The organism is Streptomyces sp. NPDC007162, assembly GCF_040634175.1.
Taxonomy (GTDB): Bacteria; Actinomycetota; Actinomycetes; order Streptomycetales; family Streptomycetaceae; genus Streptomyces.
Genome location: NZ_JBEYFC010000085.1, coordinates 1 through 24,964, shown reverse-complemented (window position 1 = coordinate 24,964; position 24,964 = coordinate 1). Strand labels below are relative to the sequence as shown.

21 protein-coding genes and 1 pseudogene are annotated in these 24,964 nt (G+C 70.3%); 9 read left to right on the top strand and 13 right to left on the bottom strand.

The features are described from left to right. Positions 1-113 precede the first annotated feature (113 nt). From cydD to ABZ646_RS13220, 3 genes are read right to left on the bottom strand one after another with little or no spacing between them, the layout of a single operon-like run. The gene (gene cydD / locus ABZ646_RS13230) at positions 114-3,734 is read right to left on the bottom strand and encodes a thiol reductant ABC exporter subunit CydD (RefSeq protein ID WP_360517105.1); all 3,621 of its coding nucleotides are present in this window, start codon (positions 3,732-3,734) and stop codon (positions 114-116) included. Positions 3,735-3,784: 50 nt separating this feature from the next. Next, positions 3,785-4,792 carry a cytochrome d ubiquinol oxidase subunit II gene (cydB, locus tag ABZ646_RS13225; RefSeq protein ID WP_360517102.1) on the bottom strand — a complete coding sequence of 336 codons (1,008 nt, stop codon included), beginning with the start codon at positions 4,790-4,792 and terminating at the stop codon, positions 3,785-3,787. Positions 4,793-4,810: 18 nt separating this feature from the next. Beyond that, positions 4,811-6,808: a cytochrome ubiquinol oxidase subunit I gene (locus ABZ646_RS13220; RefSeq protein ID WP_360517099.1), complete on the bottom strand. Its 1,998-nt coding sequence runs from the start codon at positions 6,806-6,808 to the stop codon at positions 4,811-4,813. A gap of 199 nt (positions 6,809-7,007) precedes the next feature. On the opposite strand from ABZ646_RS13220, the gene ABZ646_RS13215 reads away from it, so the two are divergent. From ABZ646_RS13215 to thpD, 5 genes are all read left to right on the top strand, one after another. Beyond that, a complete protein-coding gene (locus ABZ646_RS13215; RefSeq protein ID WP_360517096.1) occupies positions 7,008-8,117 on the top strand; it encodes an aminotransferase class V-fold PLP-dependent enzyme in 1,110 nt (369 codons plus the stop codon). A 239-nt stretch (positions 8,118-8,356) separates the two neighbouring features. Then, a complete protein-coding gene (gene ectA / locus ABZ646_RS13210) occupies positions 8,357-8,872 on the top strand; it encodes a diaminobutyrate acetyltransferase (protein ID WP_360517093.1) in 516 nt (171 codons plus the stop codon). Positions 8,873-8,883: 11 nt separating this feature from the next. Further along, on the top strand, positions 8,884-10,155 hold the full coding sequence (gene ectB, locus ABZ646_RS13205; protein WP_360517090.1) for a diaminobutyrate--2-oxoglutarate transaminase: 1,272 nt from the start codon (positions 8,884-8,886) through the stop codon (positions 10,153-10,155). Positions 10,156-10,186: 31 nt separating this feature from the next. After that, positions 10,187-10,585 carry an ectoine synthase gene (locus ABZ646_RS13200; RefSeq protein WP_360517087.1) on the top strand — a complete coding sequence of 133 codons (399 nt, stop codon included), beginning with the start codon at positions 10,187-10,189 and terminating at the stop codon, positions 10,583-10,585. A 2-nt stretch (positions 10,586-10,587) separates the two neighbouring features. After that, complete coding sequence (thpD, locus tag ABZ646_RS13195; protein WP_360517084.1) at positions 10,588-11,481, top strand: ectoine hydroxylase; 894 nt, start codon at positions 10,588-10,590, stop codon at positions 11,479-11,481. Here thpD and ABZ646_RS13190 read toward each other — a convergent pair. From ABZ646_RS13190 to ABZ646_RS13165, 6 genes are all read right to left on the bottom strand, one after another. Further along, positions 11,447-12,220, bottom strand: a complete 774-nt coding sequence (locus ABZ646_RS13190; protein ID WP_360517081.1) for an aldehyde dehydrogenase family protein — start codon at positions 12,218-12,220, stop codon at positions 11,447-11,449. The genes thpD and ABZ646_RS13190 overlap by 35 nt on opposite strands. Positions 12,221-12,319: 99 nt before the next feature. Then, a complete protein-coding gene (locus tag ABZ646_RS13185) occupies positions 12,320-13,381 on the bottom strand; it encodes an aminotransferase class V-fold PLP-dependent enzyme (protein WP_360517078.1) in 1,062 nt (353 codons plus the stop codon). Between the two features lie 97 nt (positions 13,382-13,478). Beyond that, positions 13,479-14,195: a DsbA family oxidoreductase gene (locus ABZ646_RS13180; RefSeq protein ID WP_360517075.1), complete on the bottom strand. Its 717-nt coding sequence runs from the start codon at positions 14,193-14,195 to the stop codon at positions 13,479-13,481. Between the two features lie 60 nt (positions 14,196-14,255). Further along, positions 14,256-14,759, bottom strand: a complete 504-nt coding sequence (locus tag ABZ646_RS13175) for a GNAT family N-acetyltransferase (protein ID WP_360517072.1) — start codon at positions 14,757-14,759, stop codon at positions 14,256-14,258. A 36-nt stretch (positions 14,760-14,795) separates the two neighbouring features. After that, positions 14,796-15,404: a DUF1349 domain-containing protein gene (locus ABZ646_RS13170; protein ID WP_360517069.1), complete on the bottom strand. Its 609-nt coding sequence runs from the start codon at positions 15,402-15,404 to the stop codon at positions 14,796-14,798. Between the two features lie 155 nt (positions 15,405-15,559). Then, on the bottom strand, positions 15,560-17,089 hold the full coding sequence (locus tag ABZ646_RS13165) for an aldehyde dehydrogenase (NADP(+)) (RefSeq protein WP_360517066.1): 1,530 nt from the start codon (positions 17,087-17,089) through the stop codon (positions 15,560-15,562). A gap of 146 nt (positions 17,090-17,235) precedes the next feature. Here ABZ646_RS13165 and ABZ646_RS13160 point away from each other — a divergent pair, with 146 nt between their 5' ends. Both ABZ646_RS13160 and ABZ646_RS13155 read left to right on the top strand, forming a co-directional pair. Next, positions 17,236-18,009 (top strand): IclR family transcriptional regulator, encoded by a 774-nt coding sequence (locus tag ABZ646_RS13160; RefSeq protein WP_360517063.1) that lies wholly within the window; start codon positions 17,236-17,238, stop codon positions 18,007-18,009. 80 nt (positions 18,010-18,089) lie between these two features. Beyond that, complete coding sequence (locus tag ABZ646_RS13155; RefSeq protein ID WP_360517060.1) at positions 18,090-19,544, top strand: penicillin-binding transpeptidase domain-containing protein; 1,455 nt, start codon at positions 18,090-18,092, stop codon at positions 19,542-19,544. Positions 19,545-19,605: 61 nt separating this feature from the next. Here the strand turns inward: ABZ646_RS13155 and ABZ646_RS13150 are convergent, their stop codons facing one another. Next, positions 19,606-21,057, bottom strand: a complete 1,452-nt coding sequence (locus ABZ646_RS13150; RefSeq protein ID WP_360517057.1) for an NCS2 family permease — start codon at positions 21,055-21,057, stop codon at positions 19,606-19,608. Positions 21,058-21,237: 180 nt separating this feature from the next. Between ABZ646_RS13150 and ABZ646_RS13145 the strand changes: the two genes are divergently transcribed. Next, the gene (locus ABZ646_RS13145; RefSeq protein ID WP_360517054.1) at positions 21,238-21,807 is read left to right on the top strand and encodes a SigE family RNA polymerase sigma factor; all 570 of its coding nucleotides are present in this window, start codon (positions 21,238-21,240) and stop codon (positions 21,805-21,807) included. After that, the gene (locus ABZ646_RS13140) at positions 21,804-22,643 is read left to right on the top strand and encodes a hypothetical protein (RefSeq protein WP_360517051.1); all 840 of its coding nucleotides are present in this window, start codon (positions 21,804-21,806) and stop codon (positions 22,641-22,643) included. The genes ABZ646_RS13145 and ABZ646_RS13140 overlap by 4 nt, the downstream gene beginning before the upstream one ends. A 60-nt stretch (positions 22,644-22,703) precedes the next feature. Here ABZ646_RS13140 and ABZ646_RS13135 read toward each other — a convergent pair whose 3' ends face one another. From ABZ646_RS13135 to ABZ646_RS13125, 3 genes and pseudogenes are all read right to left on the bottom strand, one after another. Beyond that, on the bottom strand, positions 22,704-23,501 hold the full coding sequence (locus tag ABZ646_RS13135) for an HAD family acid phosphatase (RefSeq protein ID WP_360517048.1): 798 nt from the start codon (positions 23,499-23,501) through the stop codon (positions 22,704-22,706). A gap of 99 nt (positions 23,502-23,600) precedes the next feature. After that, positions 23,601-24,713, bottom strand: coding sequence for a chondroitinase-B domain-containing protein (locus tag ABZ646_RS13130; protein WP_360517045.1), 1,113 nt, complete (start codon positions 24,711-24,713; stop codon positions 23,601-23,603). Positions 24,714-24,735: 22 nt separating this feature from the next. Further along, a pseudogene (locus ABZ646_RS13125) lies at positions 24,736-24,964 on the bottom strand (pectin esterase); the annotation flags it as partial.

Genomic DNA, 24,964 nt, shown 5'->3' with positions numbered 1-24,964 from the left:
GACGGCGCCTACGAGTGGAACTGGGGCACCAACGCGCTGTCCAGCGGCAAGCAGGTCGCCAACAACGACGACGGTGTGGCGGTCGTGATCGAGCAGCTGCTGGCGGCCCGCGGCTAGACCGTCCGGGCCGGGCCCGCGGCCCGGCCCTGGAGCAGCTCGCCCCGCGCCGTCGGCAGCGACTCCGCGGCGGCCTCCCGTTCCGCCATCACACGCAGCGGCCCGGCCACCGCGGCCAGTTCCGCGTACGGCCCGCGCTGCACCACGCGGCCCTCGTCGAGCACGATCACCTCGTCCACCGCGTCCAGGCCCGCCAGCCGGTGCGTGATGAGCAGCGTGGTGCGGCCCTCGGTGGCCGCCAGCAGATCCGCGGTGAGCGCGTCCGCCGTGGGCAGGTCGAGATGTTCGGCGGGCTCGTCCAGGACGAGCACCGGGAAGTCCGCGAGCAGGGCCCGGGCGAGCGCCAGCCGCTGCCGCTGTCCGCCGGACAGCCGTGCCCCGTGCTCGCCGACCAGGGTGTCGAGCCCGTCGGGCAGCCCGTCCACCCAGTCGAGCAGCCGGGCCCGGCCCAGCGCGCCCCGCAGTTCCGCCTCGTCGGCGTCCTTCCGGGCGAGCAGCAGGTTCTCCCGCACCGAGCTGTCGAAGAGGTGCGCGTCCTGGGCGCACAGTCCGACGAGCCGCCGTACGTCGTCGCTGTCCATGCCGTACGCGTCCACGCCGGCGACCGTGTAGGAGCCCGAGTCCGGGTCGAGGAACCGCAGCAGGACCTGGGCGAGGGTTGTCTTGCCGGAGCCGGAGAGCCCGACCACGGCGACCCTGCGCCCCTCCCGCAGGGTCAGGTCGATTCCGGCGAGCGCGTCCCGTCCCTGCCCCTGGTGCCGGGCCGTCAGCCCCTTCAGTACGACGGGGAAGGGCGTGGCGGGTGCCTGACGGGGCCGCTCAGGCTCATGTACGGGTTCGGGCGCGTCCAGCACCTCGTAGATGCGCTCGGCGCTCCTGCGCACCCGCTGACGGTGCCGCACGGCCAGCGGCAGGCCCAGGACGGCCTCGAAGGCGGCCAGCGGAGTGAGGACGACGACGGCCGTCGCCACCCCGCTCAGCTGTCCGTCGGCGACCCCCTGCGCGCCCAGCAGCGCGGCGGCGGCGACGGTGAGCCCCGTCAGGAGGGTGGTCAGCCCGTCCCCGAGCGCGGTGGCGGTGGCGGCCCGCGAAGCGATCCGGGTGAGTGTGCCGTCGGCCCGCCGGGCCTCGTCCCTGCGGGCGGGCAGCGCACCGGCGACCGTCAGCTCGGCGGTGCCGGTGAGCAGGTCGGTGACCCGGGTGGCGAGCAGTCCCCGGGCGGGCGCCAGCCGGTGCTCGGCCCGCCGGGCGACAGCTGAGGTCACCAGCGGAACCCCCACGCCGGCGGCCAGCAGCCCCGCCGCGAGCGCGGCCCCGGCCGCGGGCAGCAGCCAGGCGGTGAACCCCACGGCCCCGGCGGACACGGTCACGGCGACACCTGCGGGCAGCAGCCACCGCAGCCAGTAGTCCTGGAGGGTGTCCACGTCGGCGACCAGCCGGCTGAGCAGATCGCCCCGCCGGGTCGCCCGCAGCCCGGCCGGGGCGAGCCGCTCCAGCCGCCGGTACACGGCGACCCGGGTCTCGGCCAGCATCCGCAGCACCGCGTCGTGCGACACCAGCCGTTCGCCGTACCGGAACACGGCCCGTCCGATCCCGAAGGCTCGCGTGGCCGTCACGGCGACCATCAGATACAGCACCGGCGGCTGCTGCGAGGCCCGCGAGATCAGCCACCCGGAGGTCGCCATCAGCCCGACGGCGCTACCGAGCGCGAGAGCCCCGAGCAACAGGGCGAGCGACAACCGCCCCCGCCGGGCCCCGGCCGCGGCACGCACCCGTCGAAGCGGGTCCCTCCCGCCCCTACGCACCCGACCGAGCCCCTGCGCCTGGCCCACAGCACCTTCCAGCCCACCGGACCGCTCGGTGACCTCGTCCTTCGACCCGCCGAGATTCGACTGGCCGAGATTCGACTGGCCGAGAGAGATGGTGAGGGGGCGGTGGTCCTGGGGGGTCCGCGGGCGGAGTCCCGTGGGAGCCTCCGCGCCGGAGAGCCTGACCACCCGGTCCGCCGCGGAGAGCAACGCCGGCCGGTGCACCACCAGCAGCACGGTCCGCCCCTCGGCGAGCCGTCGTACCGCCGAGACGACCTCCGCCTCGGTCGCCCCGTCCAGCGCGGCCGTCGGCTCGTCCAGCAACAGCACGGGCCGGTCCGCGAGAAACGCCCGGGCCAGCGCCAGTCGCTGCCGCTGCCCGGCCGACAGACCGGCCCCGTCCTCACCGAGCACGGTCCCGGCACCGTCGGGCAACGCGTCCACGAACTCGAGGGCCCCCGCGTCCCGCAACGCCTCGCGCACCGCGTCGTCGTCAGCGTCGGGACGCGCGAGCCGTACGTTCTCGGCGATCGTCCCGGCGTACAGGTGCGGCCTCTGCGGCACCCACGCGACCCTCGACCGCCAGGCCTCCAGGTCGACGCCGGCGAGGTCGGCGCCCCCGATCCGGACCCGCCCGCCAGTCGGCCGTACGAACCCCAGCAGCACGTGCAGCAGCGTCGACTTGCCCACTCCGCTCGGGCCCACCAGGGCGACGGTCTCCCCGGGTTCCACCGTGAAAGAGACATCGGCGACCGCGTCCGCCGACCGGCCGGGATAGCGGACCGTCACCTCTTCGAAGGCCAGACAGGCTCCGGCGGGCACCTCGCCCGCTCCCTGAGCCGGCACCGGTGTCTCCAGCACGGCGAAGATCTCCTCGGCCGCCGCAAGTCCCTCCGCCGCGGCGTGGAACTGCGCGCCCACCTGGCGCAGCGGCAGATACGCCTCGGGCGCGAGTACGAGGATGACGAGCCCGATGTACAGGTCCATGTCGCCGTGCACCAGCCGCATGCCGATGGTCACGGCGACCAGTGCCACCGACAGAGTGGCGAGCAGTTCCAGCGCGAAGGACGAGAGGAAGGCGATCCGCAGGGTCCGCATGGTCGCCTGCCGGTACTCGCCGGTGATCCGGCGGATGGACTCGGCCTGCGCCTTGGCCCGGCCGAACACCTTCAGTGTCGGCAGCCCGGCGACCACGTCCAGGAAGTGGCCGGACAGCCGGGACAGCAGCTTCCACTGCCGGTCCGTCCGGGACTGCGTGGCCCAGCCGATCAGGACCATGAAGAGAGGGATGAGCGGCAGGGTTCCGACGATGATCGCCGCGGACACCCAGTCCTCGGTGACGATCCGCGCCAGAACCGCGACCGGCACGACCACGGCGAGCCCCAACTGCGGCAGATAGCGCGAGAAGTAGTCGTCGAGGGCGTCGACGCCCCGCGTGGCGAGCGTGACCAGCGACCCCGTCCGCTGACCGCTCAGCCAGTCCGGGCCGAGGGCGACCGCCCGGTCGAGGAGCCGTCCTCGCAGTTCGGACTTGACCGCCGCGCTGGCCCGGTGCGCCGCGAGCTCGGTGAGCCAGGAGACCAGGGCCCGGCCGACGGCGACGGCCACCAACAGCAGCAGTGGCGTGCGGAGTTCGGCGACCGAGTGGCCGTGCTGGAAGGCGCCGACCACCACTTCCGCGATGAGCATGGCCTGAGCGATGACCAGCCCGGCGCCGACGGCACCGAGACCGACCACGGCCACCAGGAAGAGGCGGGTGGCGCGCGCGTAGCGCAGCAGACGGGGATCGATTGGTTTCACGTGAAACATGCCCTTCGGCCCGGGGAGGGTGTTTCACGTGAAACACCCTCCCCTCACATTCAGTGCGCGGCTTCGGTCGCTATGTGCTGCGTGCCGATCCGCTTACGGAACACCCAGTAGGTCCATCCCTGGTAGAGCAGGACGAGCGGTGTGGCGATCCCGGCCAGCCAGGTCATGATCTTCAGGGTGTACGGACTCGACGAGGCGTTGGTGACCGTGAGGCTCCACTCCCCGTTGAGCGAGGACGGCATGACATCCGGGAAGAGCGACAGGAAGAGCATGGCCACGGCGGCCACGATGGTCACCCCGGACAGCGCGAACGCCCAGCCCTCACGGCCCCGCAGATTTGCCCCCAGGGCGCCGACCAGCGCGGCCACGGCCACGACGACCGCCACCAGGCTCTTGCCGTCACCACTGTCGACCTGGGTCCACAGGAGAAAGACCAGTGCCAGTACGGCGGTGAGAAGGCCGACCTTCGTCGCCAGCCCCCGCGCCCGTACCCGGATGTCACCGACGGTCTTGAGTGCCGTGAACACCGCACCGTGGAAGGTGAAGAGGGTCAGCGTCACCAGTCCGCCGAGCAGGGCGTACGGGTTGAACAGGTCCCAGAGGGTGCCGACGTACTCGAAGTGCTGGTCGATCTTCACGCCTCGCACAATGTTCCCGAAGGCCACGCCCCACAGGAACGCCGGAATCAGTGAGGTCCAGAAGATCGCTGTCTCCCAGTTGCGCTGCCAGTTCTCCTCGGGCCGCTTCGCCCGGTACTCGAAGGCGACCCCCCGGACGATCAGGCAGACCAGGATGACCAGCAGGGGCAGATAGAAGCCGGAGAAGAGCGTGGCGTACCACTCGGGGAAGGCGGCGAAGGTCGCGCCGCCCGCGGTGAGCAGCCACACCTCGTTGCCGTCCCAGACAGGGCCGATGGTGTTGATCAGGACCCGCTTCTCCAGCCGGTCACGGGCGAGCAGCTTGGTGAGGATGCCGACCCCGAAGTCGAAACCCTCCAGGAAGAAGTAGCCGGTCCACAGGACGGCGATGAGGACGAACCAGACGTCGTGAAGTTCCATGACAGCGTCTCCCTCGGCCTAGTACGAGAAGGCCATCGGCTTGTCGGCGTCACGAGCCTCGCCGCCGATCTTCGTGGGCGGGTTCAGGTCGGCCTCGGTGAGCTCGGGCGGGCCGGCCTTGACGTACTTCACGAGCAGCTTGACCTCGACCACGGCGAGGACGGCGTAGAGCGCGGTGAAGGTGATCATCGAGATGAGGATCTCCGTCTGGGAGACACCGGGGGAGACGGCGTCACGGGTCTGCAGGACTCCGTAGACGACCCAGGGCTGACGGCCCATCTCCGTGAAGATCCAGCCCCAGGAGTTGGCGATCAGCGGGAAGCCCAGGGTCCACATCGCGACCAGCCAGTACAGCCTGCCGAGCTTCGGGCTGAGGGCCTTGTCCCTGAAGAGGACCAGGTTCGGCACCTCGTCCTCGCCGACCCTCAGATGCTGCGGCAGCATGAACTTCTTACGGGTCAGCCAGAGCCCGGCCAGGCCGATCGCGAAGGACGCCATACCGAAGCCGATCATCCAGCGGAACGCCCAGAAGGTGACGGGGATGATGGGCCGGTAGTCGCCCGCACCGTACTTCTGCTGCTCGGCCTTGTTGGTGTCGTTGATGCCGGGGACGTAGGAGTTGAAGTCGTCGTCGGCGAGGAAGGACAGCACGCCCGGGACGGAGAGTTCGACGGTGTTGTGGCCCTTGCTCACGTCACCGTAGGCGAAGATCGAGAACGGCGCGGAGTTCTGGCCGTCCCACAGGGCCTCGGCGGCGGCCATCTTCATCGGCTGCTGCTTGAACATGACCTTGCCGAGGGTGTCGCCGCTGACCGCGGTGAGCAGGCCGCCGATCACCACAGTGATCAGACCGAGCCGCAGCGAGGTCTTCATCACACTGATGTGCTTCTTGCGGAACAGGTGGAAGGCGGCGATGCCGACCATGAAGGCGCCGCCGGTCAGGAAGCAGGCGCTCAGGGTGTGGAAGGCCTGGGCCAGCGCGGTGTTCTGGGTCAGCACGGCCCAGAAGTCGGTGAGCTCGGCCCGCCCCTTCACCTTGTCGATCTTGTAGCCGACGGGGTGCTGCATCCAGGAGTTGGCCGCGAGGATGAAGTACGCGGACAGGATCGTGCCGATGGAGACCATCCATATGCAGGCCAGGTGGATCTTCTTGGGGAGCTTGTCCCAGCCGAAGATCCACAGCCCGATGAAGGTGGACTCGAAGAAGAACGCGATCAGCGCCTCGAACGCGAGCGGGGCGCCGAAGATGTCGCCGACGAACCGCGAGTAGTCCGACCAGTTCATGCCGAACTGGAACTCCTGCACGATGCCGGTGACCACACCCATCATGATGTTGCCCGCGAGCCGGAAGGCGTCCGCGTTGGCCTTGTCCTTGAGCCAGCCCTGGACCACCGGGTAGTCGATGATGACGGCCTTGACCTGGCCGGTGCGCAGTCCGTTGAGGACGGCGTCGGAGGACTCGAAGGAGACCGGGTCGAAGCCCTGCTTCCTGGCGTAGTCCTCGCCGGTGGTCTGCGCCTGGGCACCCAGCTCGGCCCCCTTGGCCTTGGCGTCGGCGAGCGAGGTGATGCCGCTGTTCTTGTCGACGAGGAGGGCCTGGGTGGCGTCGAAGTAGGGGTCGGAGAAGTCGACGTTCTTCTTGCGCTCGGCGGTGATGGTCATACCGGCCGCGGCCAGGTCGCACTCGCCGGAGTTGAGGAAGGCGCCGGTCTTGAAGTTCTCGAACGGGGTGTCGAGGATCTGCTGCTTCACGCCGAGTTCCTTGGCGACCAGGTCGACCATCGACACGTCGAAGCCCTGCACCTTGCCGTTGATCTCCGACTGGAACGGCGGGTAGGGCAGGTGGGTGCAGGTGGTGAGCTGACCGGCCTTGACGAGTTCGACCCCGCCCGCGGCGGTCCTGGAGGCGCTGGAGCCGTTGCCGCTCGACGTGCAGCCGGCCACGAGGGCCAGCCCGGCCGCGGCGGTGGCGGCGGCCAGGGCGCGAGCCCGGCGGCGCCCGAGGAGCGTGGTCACGGGACCTCCTGTGAGTCTGTGGTGGAGCTGTGGGTTCCGGTTCTCTGGCTTCCGATTATAAGGAGATGTTTGGTTCTCTCAAACCAATCCGATGGTCACGGCACCCGTCCGACCTCAGATGTCGCCGGTCAGAGAGGGTCGGCGACGGCCCGTTACGCTCGTGGTGATCTGTCCCTCCGTGAGCGAAGAGAGCACTGCCGTGACCCACCCCTTCCTCGACCTGCCCCCGCTGAGCGCCGCGCACTTCGCCGCGATCGAGGACCGCGTGGCCCGGCTGATGGATACCCGCCAGGACGTCGTGATCATGCAGGGCGAGGCGCTGCTGCCGCTGGAGGGCGCGATCAGGGCGACGGCCGGACCCGGCACCACCGCACTGAACGTGATCACCGGCCCCTACGGGCAGACCTTCGGGAACTGGCTGCGGGACTGCGGCGCGACCGTGATCGACCTGGCGGTGCCGTTCCACACGGCGGTGACGGCCGAGGAGATCCGGTCGGCGTTCGCCGCGCACCCGGAGATCGACTTCGTCTCCCTGGTGCACGCGGAGGCGGCGACCGGCAACACCAACCCGGTCGCGGAGATCGGTGAGGCGGTACGGGAGCAGGGCGCCCTCTTCTACCTGGACGCGGTGGCCTCGGTCGGGGCCGAGCCGGTGCTGCCGGACGCCTGGGGCGTGGACCTGTGCGTGATCGGCGCGCAGAAGGCGATGGGCGGCCCGGCCGGCGTGTCGGCGGTGTCGGTGAGCGAGCGGGCCTGGTCCCGGATGGCGGCGAACCCGCTGGCCCCGCGCCGCTCCTACCTCTCGCTCCTCGACTGGAAGGAGCGCTGGATCGACGGCGGCCGCAGGGTGCTGCCGCACGCTCCGGCACAGCTGGAGATGCTGGCACTGGAGGCGTGCGTGGAGCGGATCGAGGCGGACGGCCCCAAGACCGTGATGGCCCGGCACCGTACGGCGGCGCTGGCGACCCGCGCCGGGGCGGTGGCGCTCGGCGGCGGCCTGGAGCCGTACGTCCACGAGGAGGCCGACGCGGCGCCGGTGGCGACGACCCTGCGGGTCCCGCCGGGCGTGGTGGCCTCGGAGCTGGTCGCGGCAGCCCTGGCGGGCGACGGCACGCTGCCGCTGGCCGCGGGCGGCGGCGCGCTGGCCGGCGAGATGATCCGGGTCAACCACTACGGGACGGACGCGACGGTGGGCGCCGTCCAGTCGAGCCTGGCGGCGATCGGGGCGGGCCTGGCGAAGCAGGGGCTGCCGGTGGACCTGGAGAGCGCCCGGCGGGCAGTGGAGTCCGTCTGGGTTACCGGTGCCTGAATTCAAAGCAAATCCGAATTACTTTTCCATGGATGGCTTACCCGTGTTCTTCTGCCCGCTTTTTGCGGAGCTAAACGAGGGAAATTTCGTCCAGGTTTCAACCCTGTGACACACTCCACAAATCAGAGGGATATGCCCGTTTTGCGGCGGGACATATTTAGACATAAAGGCACGGCAAGGCGGGTCGATCAGCCCCCCTGCCGTGCATTTTTGCATTTGCCTCGCTAAATTCAATCCGCATGACTGCCCCACAAGCAGACCTGCTCGTCGACCGTCCATCGGTGACCGACGGCGCCGCTCTCTGGCGTATCGCAAAGGATTCCGGAAACCTCGATCTGAACTCCTCGTACAGCTATCTGCTGTGGTGCCGGGACTTCGCCGACACCTCCGTGGTGGCCCGCGGAGCGGACGGCGAGCCCGTCGGGTTCGTGACCGGATACCGCCGTCCGGACCGGCCGGACACCCTGCTCGTCTGGCAGGTGGCCGTGGACGCCGCGCAGCGCGGACGCGGCATCGCGGCACAGCTGCTCGACGGTCTCACGGCGCAGGTGGCCGCCGAACGCCCGCTCAGTGCCGTGGAGACCACGATCGCCCCCGGCAACACCGCCTCCGAGCGGCTGTTCACCTCGTACGCGGCCCGGCACGGCGCCACCGTGGAGCGCACGGTGCTGTTCGAGGCCGGCGAGTTCCCCGACGGTCCGCACGACCCCGAAGTCCTGTACCGCATCGGCCCCTTGACCCCCACATCGCACTGAGGAGCCCCGTCGTGACCATCACCCAGCCTGATCTCAGCGTCTTCGAGACCCTGGAGTCCGAGGTCCGCAGCTACTGCCGCAGCTGGCCGACCGTGTTCGACCGGGCCCGGGGCAGCCGCATGTACGACGAGGACGGACACGAGTACCTCGACTTCTTCGCCGGCGCCGGCTCACTCAACTACGGCCACAACAACCCCGTGCTGAAACGGGCGTTGCTGGACTACCTGGAACGGGACGGGGTCACCCACGGCCTCGACATGTCGACCACGGCCAAGCGGTCGTTCCTGACGGCCTTCCAGGACCTGGTGCTGCGCCCGCGTGACCTGCCGTACAAGGTCATGTTCCCCGGGCCGACGGGCACCAACGCCGTGGAGTCGGCGCTCAAACTCGCCCGCAAGGTGAAGGGGCGCGAGGCGATCGTGTCGTTCACCAACGCCTTCCACGGGATGTCCCTCGGGTCGCTCGCCGTCACCGGCAACGCCTTCAAGCGGGCCGGGGCGGGCGTTCCGCTGGTGCACGGCACGCCGATGCCGTTCGACAACTACTTCGACGGGACCGTGCCGGACTTCCTGTGGTTCGAGCGGCTCCTGGAGGACCAGGGGTCCGGGCTCAACAAGCCCGCCGCGGTGATCGTGGAGACCGTGCAGGGCGAGGGCGGCATCAACGCCGCCCGGCCCGAGTGGCTGCGCGCGCTGAAGGCGCTCTGCGAGCGGCAGGACATGCTGCTGATCGTGGACGACATCCAGATGGGCTGCGGCCGCACCGGCGCCTTCTTCTCCTTCGAGGAAGCCGGCATCGTCCCCGACATCGTCACCGTCTCGAAGTCGATCAGCGGGTACGGACTGCCCATGTCGCTGTGCCTGTTCAAGCCCGAGCTGGACGTGTGGGAGCCGGGTGAGCACAACGGCACCTTCCGCGGCAACAACCCCGCCTTCGTCACCGCGACCGCCGCCCTGGAGTCCTACTGGACCGACGGTCCGGCGATGGAGAAGCAGACCCGGACCAAGGGCGAGCAGGTCGAGCAGGGACTCATCGCCATCGTCGAGGAGAACCTCGCCGACGTGCGGGAGTACCGGGGCCGGGGCCTGGTGTGGGGCCTGGAGTTCCACGACAAGGAGCGCGCCGGGCGGGTCGCCAAGCGTGCGTTCGAGCTCGGGCTGCTCATCGAGACGTCGGGGCCGGAGAGCGAGGTCGTCAAGCTGCTGCCCGCCCTGACCATCACGCCGGAGGAACTGGACGAGGGGCTCAGCATCCTCGCCCGGGCCGTCCGGGAAACCGTCTGACCAGGAACAAGCAAGGAGGCTGTACAGCACCGTGATCGTCCGATCGTTCAAGGAAATCGAAGGCACCGACCGCCATGTGAGGTCCGCGTCGGGGACCTGGGAGAGCAAACGCATCGTCCTCGCCAAGGAGCGGGTCGGCTTCTCGCTGCACGAGACGGTCCTGTACGCGGGCACGGAGACGTCGATGTGGTACGCCAACCACATCGAGGCCGTCGTCTGCGTCGAGGGCGAGGCCGAGCTGACCGACCGCGAGACCGGGACGTCGTACACGATCACGCCCGGCACCATGTACCTCCTCGACGGGCACGAGCGGCACACGCTGCGCGTCAAGGAGGACTTCCGCTGCATCTGCGTGTTCAACCCGCCGGTCACCGGCCGGGAGGACCACGACGAGAACGGCGTCTATCCCCTGCTGACGGAGGAGGGCTGACCATGACCATGACCGCGATCACCGACCTGTACCCGACCCGTGGCCCGGTCGAGGTCTCCGTACCCCGCAAGGACCCCGTCGTCTGGTCGGCGCCCGGTGCGGCCGGGCCGTTCGCCACCGGCGACCTGGAGGCCTTCGAGCGGGACGGCTTCCTCGCCGTGGACCAGCTCCTCGCGGACGACGAGGTCGCCGGGTACCGGCGGGAGCTGGAGCGGCTCGTCGGCGACCCGGCGATCCGGGAGGACGAACGCTCCATCGTGGAGCCGAAGTCCAAGGAGATCCGCTCCGTCTTCGAGGTGCACCGGATCAGCGAGGTCTTCGCCAACCTGGTGCACGACGAGCGGGTGGTCGGCCGGGCGCGGCAGATCCTCGGCTCGGACGTGTACGTCCACCAGTCGCGGATCAACGTCAAGCCGGGGTTCGGGGCCAGCGGCTTCTACTGGCACTCGGACTTCGAGACCTGGCACGCCGAGGACGGCCTGCCGAACATGCGCACGGTGTCCGTCTCGATCGCCCTGACCGAGAACCACGACACCAACGGCGGCCTGATGATCATGCCGGGCTCGCACCGGACGTTCCTGGGCTGTGCCGGTGCGACGCCCGAGGACAACTACAAGAAGTCCCTCCAGATGCAGGACGCGGGCACGCCCTCGGACGAGGCGCTGACGGAGATGGCCTCGCAGTACGGCATCAAGCTGTTCACCGGCCGGGCCGGTTCGGCGACCTGGTTCGACTGCAACTGCATGCACGGCTCCGGCGACAACATCACGCCGTTCCCGCGCAGCAACGTGTTCATCGTGTTCAACAGCGTGGAGAACGCGGCGGTGGAACCGTTCGCGGCGCCGGTCCGCCGGCCCGAGTTCATCGCTGCCCGAGACTTCGAACCCGTCCGTTGAGCGTGGGCAGTACGCGGGCAAGCGGTCCGCACCGGCCGCCGAGAACTCGGGCCACGGCCCCCTGACCTGCTGGAACCGCCTGGACCCGCCCGCGCCTGTGGGCGGGTCCAGACATGTACGGCTGCCCATCGCGGCGGCGTGCCGGTTCAGTCGAGGGATGTCCGGACGTGGCGTCGAGAGCGTGGGGCATGTTGATGAAGACGGTGCCGGAGCGGATGGCGTGGGCCAGGCGGTGTGCGCGGGCGACGTCGCGGGTCCAGAGGGACGCGGCGAGGCCGAAGATCTCCTGACGGGCGATCCGCATGTCGTCGTGGACGTCGGTGAAGACCGTCGGGCGGTAGAAGAAGCCTGGGCGGTCGGGGACCGGGGCGCCGCCGGTGAGGAGCGTCGCTCCTTCTTCGATGCCGGTGCGTACCAGGGTGTCGACGGTGTTCCGGTGTTCCGCGGTCACCAGGGGGCAGAGTCGGGTGGCCGGATCGCTGCCCACGCCGACGGGGAGGGTCTCGGCGGCCTTCGCGAGGCGTTCGGCGAAGGCGTCGGCGATCGAGCGGTGGACGTAGAAGCGAGAGTACGCGGCGCACACCTGGCCGCTGTAGCAGAAGGCCCGTGCGCACAAGCTGCACACCGGCGCGGCGGTGTCCGAAGCCAACGGCGGCGCACCGCCGGCCTGACCGAGGCGGGCCGCCCTCCCGCCGGACCGCTTCCGCCTGCGCATCCGGCTGTACGCGTCAGCGAACACGCGGCGAACCGGGCCCCGTTCGTCACCACGCGGCACACCACCGGCGCCGGTCCGGACGGCACGCCCCGCCGCCCGATGCCGTCGTACGGACTGTGGCGGTCAGTTCGTCAGGACGTCCAGCAGGCGGTCCACGTCGGCGGGGGTGTTGTAGATGTGGAAGGCCGCGCGCAGGTTGCCGGCGCGGTCGGAGACCTCGATGCCGGCCCGGCTCAGCTCCGGCTGGCGGCCGCCGAGCCCGGGGACGGAGACGATCGCCGAGCCCGGCGCGGGTACGGGTTCGTGCCCGAGGGACGCGAGCCCGGCGCGGAACCGGTCGGCGAGAGCCACGTCGTGGGTGTGCACGGCGGTCACGCCGAGCTCCTCGACCAGATCCAGCGAGCGGCGCAGGCCCGCGCAGGTGAACAGGGCGTGAGTGAGGTCGAACCGCCGGGCGGAGTGGGCGAGTTCGGCGACCGGTCCGTAACAGCTGTCCCACGGCACCTCGGCCGCGACCCAGCCCGCGAGCACCGGGGTCAGCCCGCCGAAGTCCTCGGGGACCACCAGGAAGGCCGCGCCGTGCGGGCCCAGCAGCCACTTGAAGGCGACGGACGCGGTGAAGTCGTAGGCGTCGGCGTCCATCGGGAGCCAGCCGGCGGCCTGGGAGAAGTCGACGTACGTGCGGGCCCCGTGGGTGCGGGCGGCCTCGCGCAGTGCGGGCAGGTCGGCGATCCGGCCGTCCGCCGACTGGGCGGCGCTGACCGCGACCAGCGCGGTGCCAGGCCGGACGGACTCCGCGAGGCGCTCCAGCGGCACCGAGCGGACCTTGAGGTCGCCGCGGACGTGGAACGGGTTGAGTACGGAGGTGAAGTCGTCGTCCGCGGTGAGGACTTCGGCGCCGGGGGGCAGCGAGGCGGCGATCACGCCGGTGTGCGCGGCGACCGAGGCGCCCACGGCCACCCTGGTCGCCGGGACACCGGCGAGCCGGGCGTAGGCGGCCCGGCACGCCTCCACGTCCTCGTACAGCGAGATGATCGGCCGCCCTTCGGCCCGCAGCAGCGCCGCCTCGTGCAGGGCGGTCACGGTACGGGCGGGCAGCAGGCCGTTGCTGGCGGTGTTGAGGTAGATGCTCTTGGGGGTGAACTCGGCGCGGACGAGGCTCTCGAACGTCTCCGTGGTGTCCATGGGTCCACTCTGCGACCCGGGGCACCCCCCGTCCATTGCGAAGTTCTTGCAGGACCTGCCAAGGATCGCTTATGCATACGGCCTGACCTGCGTCTTCTCAGTTCTGCGGGACCGCGCACCCGTCCGGCCCGCAGGCCTCGGCACCGCCGTCGTCGATGAGCTTCAGCGGGGAGCGCGCGCCCCAGGCCTGGCTGAGCGCCTGGGTGAACACCTCGGCGGGCTGGGCGCCCGAGACGCCGTACTTCCGGTCGAGGACGAAGAACGGCACCCCGTTCGCGCCGAGCTCGGCGGCCTCGCGCTCGTCGGCGCGGACCTCGTCGGCGTAGGCGGCGGGGTCGGCGAGCACCGTGCGCACGGCCGCCTCGTCCAGCCCGGCCTGCACCGCGAGCTGAACGAGCCGGTCGGTGCCCTCACTGAAGACGGACCGCTCCTCGGCGAAGTTCGCCCGGTACAGGATCTGGATGAGCTGGTCCTGGCGGCCCTGCTCCTTGGCGAAGTGCAGCAGCCGGTGCATGTCGAAGGTGCTGCCGTGGTCACGGCCCCGGGTGCGGTAGTCGAGGCCCTCGGCGGCGGCCTGCGCGCCCAGGTTGTCCTCGCCCGCCTGGGCCTGGGCCTCGCTCATCCCGTACTTCTTGGTGAGCATGGCGAGCACCGGCTGGACATCGTCCTTGGCGCGGCCGGGGTCCAGCTCGAAGGAGCGGTGCACCACCTCGACCTCGTCACGGTGCGGGAAGGCGGCGAGCGCCTTCTCGAAGCGGGCCTTGCCCACGTAGCACCACGGGCAGGCGATGTCGCTCCAGATCTCGACGCGCATGTCTTCCGCTCTCCAGGTAGTCAGAGGTCTTCCAGTACCTGAACCTTCAACCAGTGTGCTTCATTCCCCGCCGACCGCATAGCGCAGGTACAGATGGTGGTCGCCCTCGGCGGGCGGGTTGTCCGGGTCCGGCACCCAGCCCAGACGGGCGTAGAAGGCCTGGGCCCGCCGGTTGTCGGCGTGCACGTCCAGGACGGCCGTCCGCTGCCCGTCGGCCTGCCACTGCTCCACGCAGGCGGCGTGCAGGGCACGGCCGACCCCGGCCCGCCAGCGCCCGGGGTCGACATGGAACTGGAACAGCTTGACCGTCCCGGCGGAGCCGCCCTCGGGGGCGCGGAAGGAGGCGACGGCGATGATCTCGCCCGCCTCGACCGCGCACAGCACCTGGCCGTCGGGGCGGCCCACGGCGCCCCGCCAGGCCGCCGTCCAGTCGATCCCGTCGTCCGGTAGGCCGTCCGGGTAGTACGTGGACCGGGCCCGGCGGTGCAGCGCGGCGATCTTCTCCGCCTCGGCGGGCAGCGCGGTCCGGATGACACGGGGTCCCTGCACGCGGTCACTGGTCATGCAGGGGAGGACGGGACCGGGCCCGTGCCGGTTCCGTCAGCTTCCGTCGCGCAGGTCGTCCGGCCAGCCGGGCCTGAACTCGATGTGGTCGTACGTCACCACACAGCCCTCGCCGAGCGGCGACTGGGTCATGAAGCCGACCAGCGCGGCGTCCGTCTCCTTCTCGCCGCCGAGCGTGAAGAGCCGGACGAACGTCCACTTCCGGGCGTCGCGGGAGGCGTGGAAAGCAAGTGCCCGGCCGGTGCGGCTGATGCGCAGCCAGACCGAACTGCCGTCCACCGTGAACGCGTTGGAGTCGTCGGAGTGTCCCCGGGTGACCACCGTGCAGACGGTGGGCACATCCGGGGAGTTCTCCAGGCAGAGCTTGGCCCAGGCCCGGTCGCCGACGTGGACGTACAGCACACCGGCGTCGAAGGCGGCGGCGAACCCGACGGTGACCCGGGCGATCAGCTGGAAGTCCCCTTCGGGCGCCCCCAGCAGCCGGGGCGCGTCCGAGGCGGGTTCCAGCGCCTCCCCGGTGGGCGGCACGAACCGGTCCTGCCGTGCCCCGGCCCACCCGGTGAGCACACCGTCCTCATAGAACCAGTGTCCGTCGGGCCCGTAGGTACGGAGGGGGAAAGGGAGTTCGGGAAGTTCCAGGTCCATGGTCGGATTGTGTCAGCAGAACTTTTCGAGGCACGCAGGGGCAGCCGCGCCCCGAAAGGGGCGCTGGGGGTCCCCCGGCCGAAGGCTGGGGGAGGAACTGCGCGAGCAACCACGGCGAACCGTCACCCGGCGACGCACCCCACGCCCCTGCGGCCCTACCGCTCCAGCACCCCGTTGAACCGCCGAGGAAGGCCCAGCGGGTTCTCGTCGCGAAGCTCCGCCGGCAGCAGAGCCGCCGGCGCCCCCTGGTACGCCACCGGCCGCAGCCACCGCTCGATGGCCGTACCGCCCACGGACGTGGACGTGGAGGTCGTCGCCGGGTACGGCCCCCCGTGCTGCTGGGCCGGAGCCACCGCGACCCCCGTCGGCCACCCGTTGACCAGCACGCGCCCGGCCAGCGGCGTCAGCTCCGCGAGGATCTCCGCCCCGAGCCCCTCCCCCGCGGCCTCCTCGGCGGAGACGTGCACCGTCGCCGTGAGGTTCCCCGGCAGCCGCGACAGCACCGCCGTCGCCTCGTCACGGTCCTCGTAACGCGCCACCACGGTCACCGGCCCGAAGCACTCCTCCAGGAGCAGGTCGTACGCGCCCGCCTGGGCCAGCTTGTCCGCCGCGACCGAGAGGAACCCCGCGCTGACGGTGTGCTCGCCGCCCGCCCCCGGCGTCACCGGGCTCTCCACCTCCGGGAGTTCGGCGCGCTCGGCGACCCCGGCGAGGAAGTTGTCCCGCATCCGGTGGTCGAGGAGCACGCCCGCGTCGGTGTCGCTGACCGCGTCCGTGAGGGACTTGACCAGCCCGTCCCCTGCGGCGCCCGACGGCACCAGCACCAGGCCGGGCTTCACGCAGAACTGCCCGACGCCCAGTGTCATCGACCCGGCGAGCCCGGTGCCGATCTCGCCGCCGCGTTCGGCGGCGGCGGCCTCGGTGACGAGGACCGGGTTCAGGGAGCCCAGTTCGCCGTGGAAGGGGATCGGGACCGGACGCGCCGCGGCGGCGTCGAAGAGCGCCCGCCCGCCGCGGACCGAACCGGTGAAGCCGGCCGCGGCGATCAGCGGGTGCCTGATCAGCTCGATACCGGCCTCGAAGCCGTGCACGAGACCGAGCACGGCCTCCGGGACGCCGTGCTCGGCGGCGGCCCGGCGCAGCACCTTCGCGACCAGCTCGGACAGCGCCGGGTGGTCGGGGTGGGCCTTGACGACCACCGGGTTGCCGGCGGCCAGCGCGCTCGCGGTGTCACCGCCGGCGACCGAGAAGGCGAAGGGGAAGTTGGACGCCGAATAGACGGCGACGACACCCAGCGGGACCTTGTAGCGTCGCAGGTCCGGGATGGGCGGGGTGGCGGTGGCGTCCGGGTGGTTGATGATGACGTCGAGGAAGGCGCCCTCGTCGACGATGTCCGCGAAGGCCCGCAACTGGTAGGCGGTGCGGGCGAGTTCGCCGGTGAGGCGGACCGGGCCGAGCGCGGTCTCCGCGTCGGCGGCCTCGACCAGCCGGTCCTTGGCCGCCTCGAGTCCGGCGGCGGCCGAGCGCAGGAAGGCGGCGCGGACGGTGCGGTCGGCGAGGGAGCCGCGTACCGCGTGCGCGGCCGTGACGACCGCGTCCACCTCCTCGGCTGTGGCCTCCACCGCAACCTGTTCGCGCTGCTTCCCGGTGCGCGGGTCGACACTCCAGACTGGTGCTGCTGCCACCGCGGGTCCCTCCATGAGTTGCGTTCTGCCGCAGTATCCGGGTCATTCACCAGGGATGTTCGATATACTGAACGCTGTCTCTGATGATGAATATGCTGTTGGAGACTATATCTTCGGTTTCCCGTCCAACGAAGGGGTCAAGGGCGATGGCGGCAGGCGAGACAGGCGGCGGGGCGCAGGTCAAGTCCGCGGTGCGGACCGTGGAATTGCTCGAGTACTTCGCCGGCCGCCCCGGTATGCACTCCCTCGCGGCGGTGCAGGAGGCCGTCGGATATCCCAAGTCCAGCCTCTACATGCTGCTGCGCACACTGGTGGAGCTGGGCTGGGTGGAGACGGACGCGACCGGCACCCGGTACGGCATCGGGGTGCGGGCGCTGCTGGTGGGCACGTCCTACATCGACGGCGACGAGGTGGTCGCGGCGGCCCGCCCGACCCTGGACCGGCTCTCCGACGACACCACGGAGACCATCCACCTGGCGCGTCTGGACGGCACCAACGTGGTCTACCTGGCCACCCGCCAGTCCCAGCACTACCTGCGGCCCTTCACCAGGGTCGGCCGCCGCCTCCCGGCGCACTCCACCTCCCTCGGCAAGGCGCTGCTCGCCACCCACACCGACGAGCAGGTCCGCAAGCTGCTGCCGGAGACGCTGCCCGCGCTCACCGAGCACACCCTCACCGACCGCGAGAAGCTCATCGAGGAGCTCCACCAGATCCGTGAGCAGGGCTTCTCGGTCGACCGCGAGGAGAACACGCTGGGCCTGCGCTGCTTCGGCGTGGCGATCCCCTACCGCACCCCGGCCCGCGACGCGATCAGCTGCTCGGTCCCGGTGGCCCGGCTGACCCCCGCCCACGAGCAGCTGATCAAGGACGCCCTCTTCGACGCCCGGGACCGGCTGACCCTGGCGACCCGGCGGCTCTGACCGCGTCCGCATGAGCGGACGATGAGAATTCCACCGCGACGGGAACGCACACCCCGCCTTTGCTCGTCTGTCTGGGCGGGATGAACAAGACGATCAGGCGGGCGTCCGTCTTCACACTGCTGCTCGTGCTCGCCCTGCTGGGCAGGGCGACATGGGTGCAGTTCTACGACGGTCAGGCCCTCGCGGACGACAAGTACAACCGGCGGAACGCGATCCAGACGTATTCGCAGCCGCTCGGGAACATCATCGTGGCCGGTGACGCGATCACCGGCTCGGTTCGGACGTCGGGCAGCGACCTCAAGTACAAGCGCACCTACACGGCCGGCAAGCTGTACGCGGCGGTGACGGGCTACGCCTCACAGAGCTATGCCCCGACCCAGTTGGAGGGCATCTACCAGGACCTGCTCAACGGCACCGACAACCGGCTGAAGACGGTGATGGACACGCTCACCGGACAGCGCGCCGACCCGGGCAACGTGATCACGACGATCGACCCGGGCGTCCAGAAGGCGGCCTACAAGGCGCTCGGCGACAAGAAGGGCGGGGCGGTCGCGATCGACCCGAAGACCGGCAGGATCCTGGCGGTCGTGTCCACCCCGTCGTACGACCCCGACACGCTCACCGACGCGAACACGGCGGGCGCGGCCTGGAAGTCGCTGAACGCCGACGCGGACAAACCGCTCACCAACCGGGCGCTGCGCCAGCCGCTGCCGCCGGGTTCGACGTTCAAGCTGGTGGTCGCGGCGGCCGCGCTGGAGGACGGGCTCTACAAGAACGTCAACGACAAGACGGTCAGCCCCGTCCCGTACACCCTGCCGGGCACCACGACCCCGCTGAAGAACGAGAGCACCTCGGCGCCCTGCGCGAACGCGTCGATCCGGGTGGCCCTCCAGTACTCCTGCAACAACGTCTTCGGCAAGATGGCCGTCGACCTCGGCCAGGACAAGGTACGGGCGATGGCCGAGAAGTTCGGCTTCGACGACGGCAAACTGGACATCCCCGTCCGGGCCTACGCCAGCGTCTACCCCAAGGACATGGACAAGGCCCAGACCGGTCTCTCCGGCATCGGCCAGTTCGACGTCACCGCGACCCCGCTCCAGATGGCCATGGTGTCAGCCGCCATCGCCAACGGCGGCAAGCTGGTCTCCCCGCACATGGTCTCCCAGATCACCGACAGCGGCGGAGACGTCCTCAAGAACTACGACGACGACACGAGCACCGAGGAGATCGTCAGCTCGTCCACGGCGGAGCAGCTCCAGTCCGCGATGCAGACGGTCATCGAGCAGGGCACGGGCACGAACGCGCGGATCGACGGGGTCACGGTGGGCGGCAAGACGGGCACCGCCCAGCACGGTGAGAACAACAGCAAGACGCCGTACGCCTGGTTCACGTCGTACGGCAAGTCGAACAGCACCGGCAAGGAGGTCGCGGTGGCGGTGATGGTCGAACAGTCGGACGCGGCACGGTCGGAGGTCAGCGGAAACGGCCTGGCGGCGCCGGTGGCCAAGGCGATGATGCAGGCGGCGCTGAAGTAGCCGCCCCGAGTGGGAACTGCGCGACCGGCCACGACGAACCCGCGGCCGATCGCGCGGCTTCCTACTTCACACCCAGCGCCTGCTCCACCGGATCGATCGCGAAGTACACCAGGAACAGCGCCGACACCACCCACAGCAGCCAGTTGACCTCCTTCGCCTTCCCCAGCACCGCCTTGATCACCACGTACGCCAGGAACCCGGCCCCGATGCCGTCGGTGATCGAGTAGGTGAACGGCATCGCGGCGATCGTCAGGAACGCCGGGATCGCGATCTCGTACTTGTCCCAGTCGATGTGCTTGACGTGGGTCATCATCAGGAAGCCCACGGCGATCAGCGCGGGCGCGGCGGCCTGGAGCGGCACGATGGTCAGCAGCGGGGTGAGGAACAGCGCCAGCCCGAACAGGCCGCCGGTGACCAGGTTGGCGAAGCCGGTCCGCGCGCCCTCGCCGACACCCGCCGCCGACTCGATGTACGCCGTGTTGGAGGAGGCCGAGCCGAGGCCGCCGGCCACCGCCGCCGCCCCGTCGATGAACAGCACCCGCCCGATGCCGGGCACCTGCCCCTTGTCGTCCAGCAGCCCGGCCTCCGCGCTGATGCCGACGATCGTGCCCATGGCGTCGAAGAAGTCGGACAGGATCAGGGTGAAGACCAGCAGTACGGCGGTGAGGACACCGGCCTTGGCGAAGCCGCCGAACAGGCTGAAGTGACCGACGAGCCCGAAGTCCGGCGCCGCCACGATCTTGTCGGGGACCTTCGGCGTGGTCAGGCCCCAGCTCTTGATGTCGGCGACCGAGTTGATGACGATCGCCACGACGGTCATGGTGACGATGCTGATCAGGATCGCACCCTTCACCTTGCGGGCGACCAGCGCGATGGTCAGGAGCACGCCGGCACAGAAGACGAGGACGGGCCATCCCGTGAGCCGGCCCACGGCGCCCAGCTGTACCGGCACGGTCGTGTCCGCGGCGTCCGGGATCCGGCTGACGAAGCCCGCGTCGACGAAGCCGATGAACGCGATGAACAGGCCGATGCCGACGCCGATCGCCTGTTTCATCTGCTGCGGGATGGCGTTCATGATCGCCTCACGCAGTCCGGTCACCACGAGCACACAGATCAGCAGGCCTTCGAGGACGACCAGGCCCATCGCGTCGGACCAGCTCATCAACGGCGCCAGCTGGAAGGCCACCACGGCGTTGAGGCCGAGCCCGGCCGCGATGGCGAGCGGGAGGTTGCCGCCGACACCCATGATGATCGTCATCACGCAGGCCACCAGCGCGGTGGCGGTGGCGAGTTGCCCGGTGTCGAGGGTGTGGCCGAACTTGTCCTTGGCGCTGCCGAGGATGATGGGGTTCAGGACGAGGATGTAGGCCATCGTGAAGAACGTGGCGAAGCCGCCGCGTATCTCCCGGCCGAAGCTGGACCCCCGTTCGGAGATCCTGAAGAACCGGTCGACGCCGTTCCCGGCAGGCGGCGCGGCGTCTCTCGGCCGGTCCACCTTCTGTGTATCGGACATGCTCGTACTCCTGAGCGTCGGTGTGCGGATGCTGGCTGGATTGTTCCCGCGTTGAACGGGTTTCAGGTTTTCCTCGTGTTACGGAATCGGACGTATGCACACCGAACCCCCGCACCAGGCACACCAAACGATCACTGCTACGCTCCGTTTCTCGCCGGAACGTTTTTTCGGAGGTCACACGTGGGCACAGTCGTCGACGACGCCGCCTCCGTGGAGTTCCACGCCTTCTTCGACCGCCACTACGCCGAACTCTCCCGGCTGGCCCATCTGCTGACCGGGGAGGCCGACGCCGCCGACGACCTCGCGGCCGACGCGCTGCTCGCGCTGTGGCACCGCTGGGACCGGGTGCGCGCGGCCGACCACCCGGTGGCCTACGCCCGGGGCGTCGTCGCCAATCTGGCCCGCACCCGCGTCCGCAGCGCCGTGCGTGAGCGGCGCCGGGTCGCCCTGTTCTGGTCGCACCGCGAGGAGCGCACCGAGAACCCGGACGTCGCCGGAGTCGTGGACGTCCAGGGGGCGTTGCGTCGCCTGCCCTTCCGCAAACGGGCGTGTGTGGTCCTCCGGCACGCGTTCGACCTGTCGGAAAAGGACACCGCGCTCGCCCTGGGGATCTCGGTGGGTACGGTGAAGAGCCAGACGTCGAAGGGCATGGCCGAACTGCAGAAGCTGCTCGGTGAGCAGGGCGTTCCGCAGCGGGTGCACGCGTCGATGGCACCGCGCGCCGGCCAGAGCGGAGGAAGGAACCGATGAGGCAGCAGGACGTGCACGACGAGCTGCGCGCCCGGCTGCACGAGGCGGCCGAGGCTCACGAACCCGACCGCGCCCGCATCCTGGCCCGGATCGAGCGGGGCATGGCCCCGGAGAGCCGCCCCGGCCATCGCGCCACCCTGCCGCCGGTGGTCGGCTGGATCCGGGTGGTGAGCGCCACGGCCGCGGTCGCCGCGGTCCTCGGCGTCGGCGGCTACGCGGTCGCCTCGGCCGTGAAGCCCACCCCCACCGAGAAGACGGTCGCGGTCTCCCCCACGCCCTCCGCCTCCCCGGACGCGACCAGCCGCCCGCCGTCCCACCCGGCGGCCCCGCCGGCGCCCGCCACACCCTCGACGCCCTCCTCCGGGCCGAGTCCGACGCCGTCCTCCTCCCCGAAGGCCACCGCGCCCGTCGCGACGGGCGAGCGGGACGGCCCGCTGTGGTCGGAAGGCTCGGTGGACCCGCACAGCAACGACTTCTGGGCGCAGTCCGACGTGACCCTGAAGACCACCGTCCGACTGACGTCTCTGACGGTGCGGTTGCAGGTGGCCCAGACCGGCGGGGTGTCGAACACCGGAGCCTGGCGCTCGCTGCCGGAGACCGACTTCACCCAGACGGCGGCCGAGCAGGACGGCTTCCTGGTCTACACGTGGACGCTGAAGCCGGGCCGCGAGGTCGCCGTCGGCGACTGGGTGTTCGCGGGCCAGTACAACCACCGGCAGGGCGGCCGCAACGCCGAGGACGACACGTACACGATCACCGGCGGCGACACGACCGGCAAACGGTACGCGCTGGCCGGCGACTTCGCGACCCGCACCGGCACCGGGGGCGGCTCGTAGACACCGGACGCAGACGACCGGAGCGAAACGGGCCGGGGGGCCGCCCCGGCCCGTTTCTGGCTACGACACGAAGTACGTCGGGTTCGGCAGCTTGTACGTGCGGTCCGCGTAACCGCCGTCGAGGTCCGAGTACTGGTCGCCGAGGTTGGCGACGATGTCGTACCCGAGGTCCTTCTCGATGTGCTCGCGGGTGCCGGACTTGTACTGCACCGTGGTGCAGTTCCAGGTGCCCGGGGTGGCGCAGGCGCTCAGGTAGGACGGCGGGGCGGCCTTGTCCTTGAGGAACATGTGGGCGGCGTCGAGGTTGACGTCGGCACCGATCTTCTTCAGGTTCTCGACGGCGGCGGCGCGCTGCGCCTCGCTGAGACCGGAGTTGTAGAAGACCTCGACGCCCTTGCTCTGCGCGTACCGGACCAGCTCGGCACTGCCGAAGACGCCGGGCCGGTCGGCCTTGTTCACGTAGTCGGCCCAGGTGGTGCCGTTGTACGTGTAGTTGTAGCGCTTCTCGTAGTCGAGGCTGAGCAGCAGCGTGTCGTCGATGTCGAAGACCACCGCGGGCTTCTCGCCGTGGCGGTGCGCCTTGCGCGCCGCCTTGTCGATCTGGCGCTCGACGGCCGCGTCGATGCGCGCCAGGTCCTTGGCGTACGGGCTGTCCGGGGACGCCTGGTACACGCCGTTCGCGTCGGCGGTGGTGCCGTAGTACGTGTCGATGTCCTTCACCAGGAGCCCGATGTTGTAGGGCTCGTGGGTGGAGTTCGCCGTCGACTGGCCGGCGGTGGCGGCACCGGCGCCGTAGAGGGCGCCTCCGGCGACGGCACACGAGGCGACGACCGCCGCGATCCGAAGTGACTTATTCATGACAGGAGTTCTACGCGCGTCACCCGGGTGGGCGCGAGACCCGTTGCCCGATCGATATCTCGTCGGCGGGCAAAAACCGGGTCAAGCGCCCTGGGCGGTTCAGTTCATCGTCGCGCCGATGGTCGTACTGCCGGTGGTCAGGAAGGTCGTCGCGGGCAGCGAGCCGTCCGACTGGCGGGCGTTGTACGCCGTCGAGGCGTCCGTCGACTTGAAGGCGGGGGTGCTGACGCCGCTGTCCCAGTTGTTGCCCGCGGAGACCGCGGAAGAGCCCTTGGAGACGGAGCCGCCGCCGTTGCTCACGGCGAGGTTCTTGCCGAGGCGGGCCGCGCTGGTGGCGAAGTAGTAGCCCCACTTGGAGTTGGCGTAGGCGGTGGTGCGGTTGATGACGATCGCACCGGTGTTGGAGTTCTCGGTGAACCCGTTGCCCGCGTTGCCCCAGGCGGCCGAGTTGTTGACGACGTGGGCGACGGTGACGCCGTTGCCGCCGAGCTTGAAGCCGTTGCCGTTGCCCTCGAAGGCGGAGTCGCCCCAGCGGTTGACGCCGTTGCCGAAGGACCAGGTGTGCTCGATGGTGACCGGTGAGGAGAAGGACCAGAGGTCGATCCCGTCGTCCGAGTTGTTGTACAGCCGGGCGCCGGTGACGAGGTTGCCGGTGCCCGAGCCGAACTTGATGGCGACGCCGTCGGCGTTCTGGCCGTGCTCGGCGGCGTCGTAGTTGCCGTAGCTGTCCAGGTTCTTGACGGTGTTGTTCACGGTCCCGTCGCCGGTGAGGGTGAAGCCGGAGTCGCCGCCGTCGATGGTCTTGATGTCGGACCAGTTGGTGCCGGTGCAGGACTGGCAGACGACCGCGCTGTCCGGGGAGTTCTGGAAAGTGATGTGGGAGACGTTCCAGTAGTCCGCGGTCAGCTTGAAGATCCAGGAGCCGGAGGGCAGCGACGAGCCGTCGATCTTCACCGTCTCCGAGCCGTACGCGGTGAGCGTGACCGGCGCCGAGGACGTGCCGTTGACCGTGGACTGGAGGGTGGCCGTCGGGTAGTAGGTGCCGCCGCGGACCTGGATGACCTCGCCCGCGGTGGCGTTCTTGACGGCGTTGGACAGGTCGGTGGAGTTGCTGACCACGACGGTCGCCGCGTGCGCCGGGGTGGCGGCCACGGCGAGTCCGAGCGACGCCGTGGTCACGGCGAGTGCGGTGAGGGTGCTGAGTCGACGCATGACGTGCGGGTCCTTTCGTCGATCAGGAGAAGGGGATCTGTCGGGGTGTCCAGTCGCCGAGATAGCTCGCGGGGGTGTGCGACGCGGCCTCGGCGTCGGTGAGCTGGGGCCGGTTCCCGGGGACGGTGATCACCGCGCCCGGCCCCGAGTTGCGGTACTCCGCGAACCGCATGGACTGCCAGGGATAGGCGTCCCGCATGTTCGTGTAGGGCGCGACGGGGTCGATCCCGGGGCCGATGAGACTGTCCCGC

What these genes read in the sequence shown, in the direction of transcription:
- ABZ646_RS13150 (WP_360517057.1), bottom strand. Translation starts at nt 21,057, where the DNA reads ATGTCCGATACACAGAAGGTGGACCGGCCGAGAGACGCCGCGCCGCCT.
- ABZ646_RS13140 (WP_360517051.1), top strand. Translation starts at nt 21,804, where the DNA reads ATGAGGCAGCAGGACGTGCACGACGAGCTGCGCGCCCGGCTGCACGAG.
- ectA (WP_360517093.1), top strand. Translation starts at nt 8,357, where the DNA reads ATGACTGCCCCACAAGCAGACCTGCTCGTCGACCGTCCATCGGTGACC.
- ABZ646_RS13180 (WP_360517075.1), bottom strand. Translation starts at nt 14,195, where the DNA reads ATGCGCGTCGAGATCTGGAGCGACATCGCCTGCCCGTGGTGCTACGTG.
- ABZ646_RS13170 (WP_360517069.1), bottom strand. Translation starts at nt 15,404, where the DNA reads ATGGACCTGGAACTTCCCGAACTCCCTTTCCCCCTCCGTACCTACGGG.
- thpD (WP_360517084.1), top strand. Translation starts at nt 10,588, where the DNA reads ATGACCATGACCGCGATCACCGACCTGTACCCGACCCGTGGCCCGGTC.
- ABZ646_RS13135 (WP_360517048.1), bottom strand. Translation starts at nt 23,501, where the DNA reads ATGAATAAGTCACTTCGGATCGCGGCGGTCGTCGCCTCGTGTGCCGTC.
- cydB (WP_360517102.1), bottom strand. Translation starts at nt 4,792, where the DNA reads ATGGAACTTCACGACGTCTGGTTCGTCCTCATCGCCGTCCTGTGGACC.
- ABZ646_RS13130 (WP_360517045.1), bottom strand. Translation starts at nt 24,713, where the DNA reads ATGCGTCGACTCAGCACCCTCACCGCACTCGCCGTGACCACGGCGTCG.
- ABZ646_RS13185 (WP_360517078.1), bottom strand. Translation starts at nt 13,381, where the DNA reads ATGGACACCACGGAGACGTTCGAGAGCCTCGTCCGCGCCGAGTTCACC.
- ABZ646_RS13155 (WP_360517060.1), top strand. Translation starts at nt 18,090, where the DNA reads ATGAACAAGACGATCAGGCGGGCGTCCGTCTTCACACTGCTGCTCGTG.
- ABZ646_RS13160 (WP_360517063.1), top strand. Translation starts at nt 17,236, where the DNA reads ATGGCGGCAGGCGAGACAGGCGGCGGGGCGCAGGTCAAGTCCGCGGTG.
- ABZ646_RS13175 (WP_360517072.1), bottom strand. Translation starts at nt 14,759, where the DNA reads ATGACCAGTGACCGCGTGCAGGGACCCCGTGTCATCCGGACCGCGCTG.
- cydD (WP_360517105.1), bottom strand. Translation starts at nt 3,734, where the DNA reads ATGTTTCACGTGAAACCAATCGATCCCCGTCTGCTGCGCTACGCGCGC.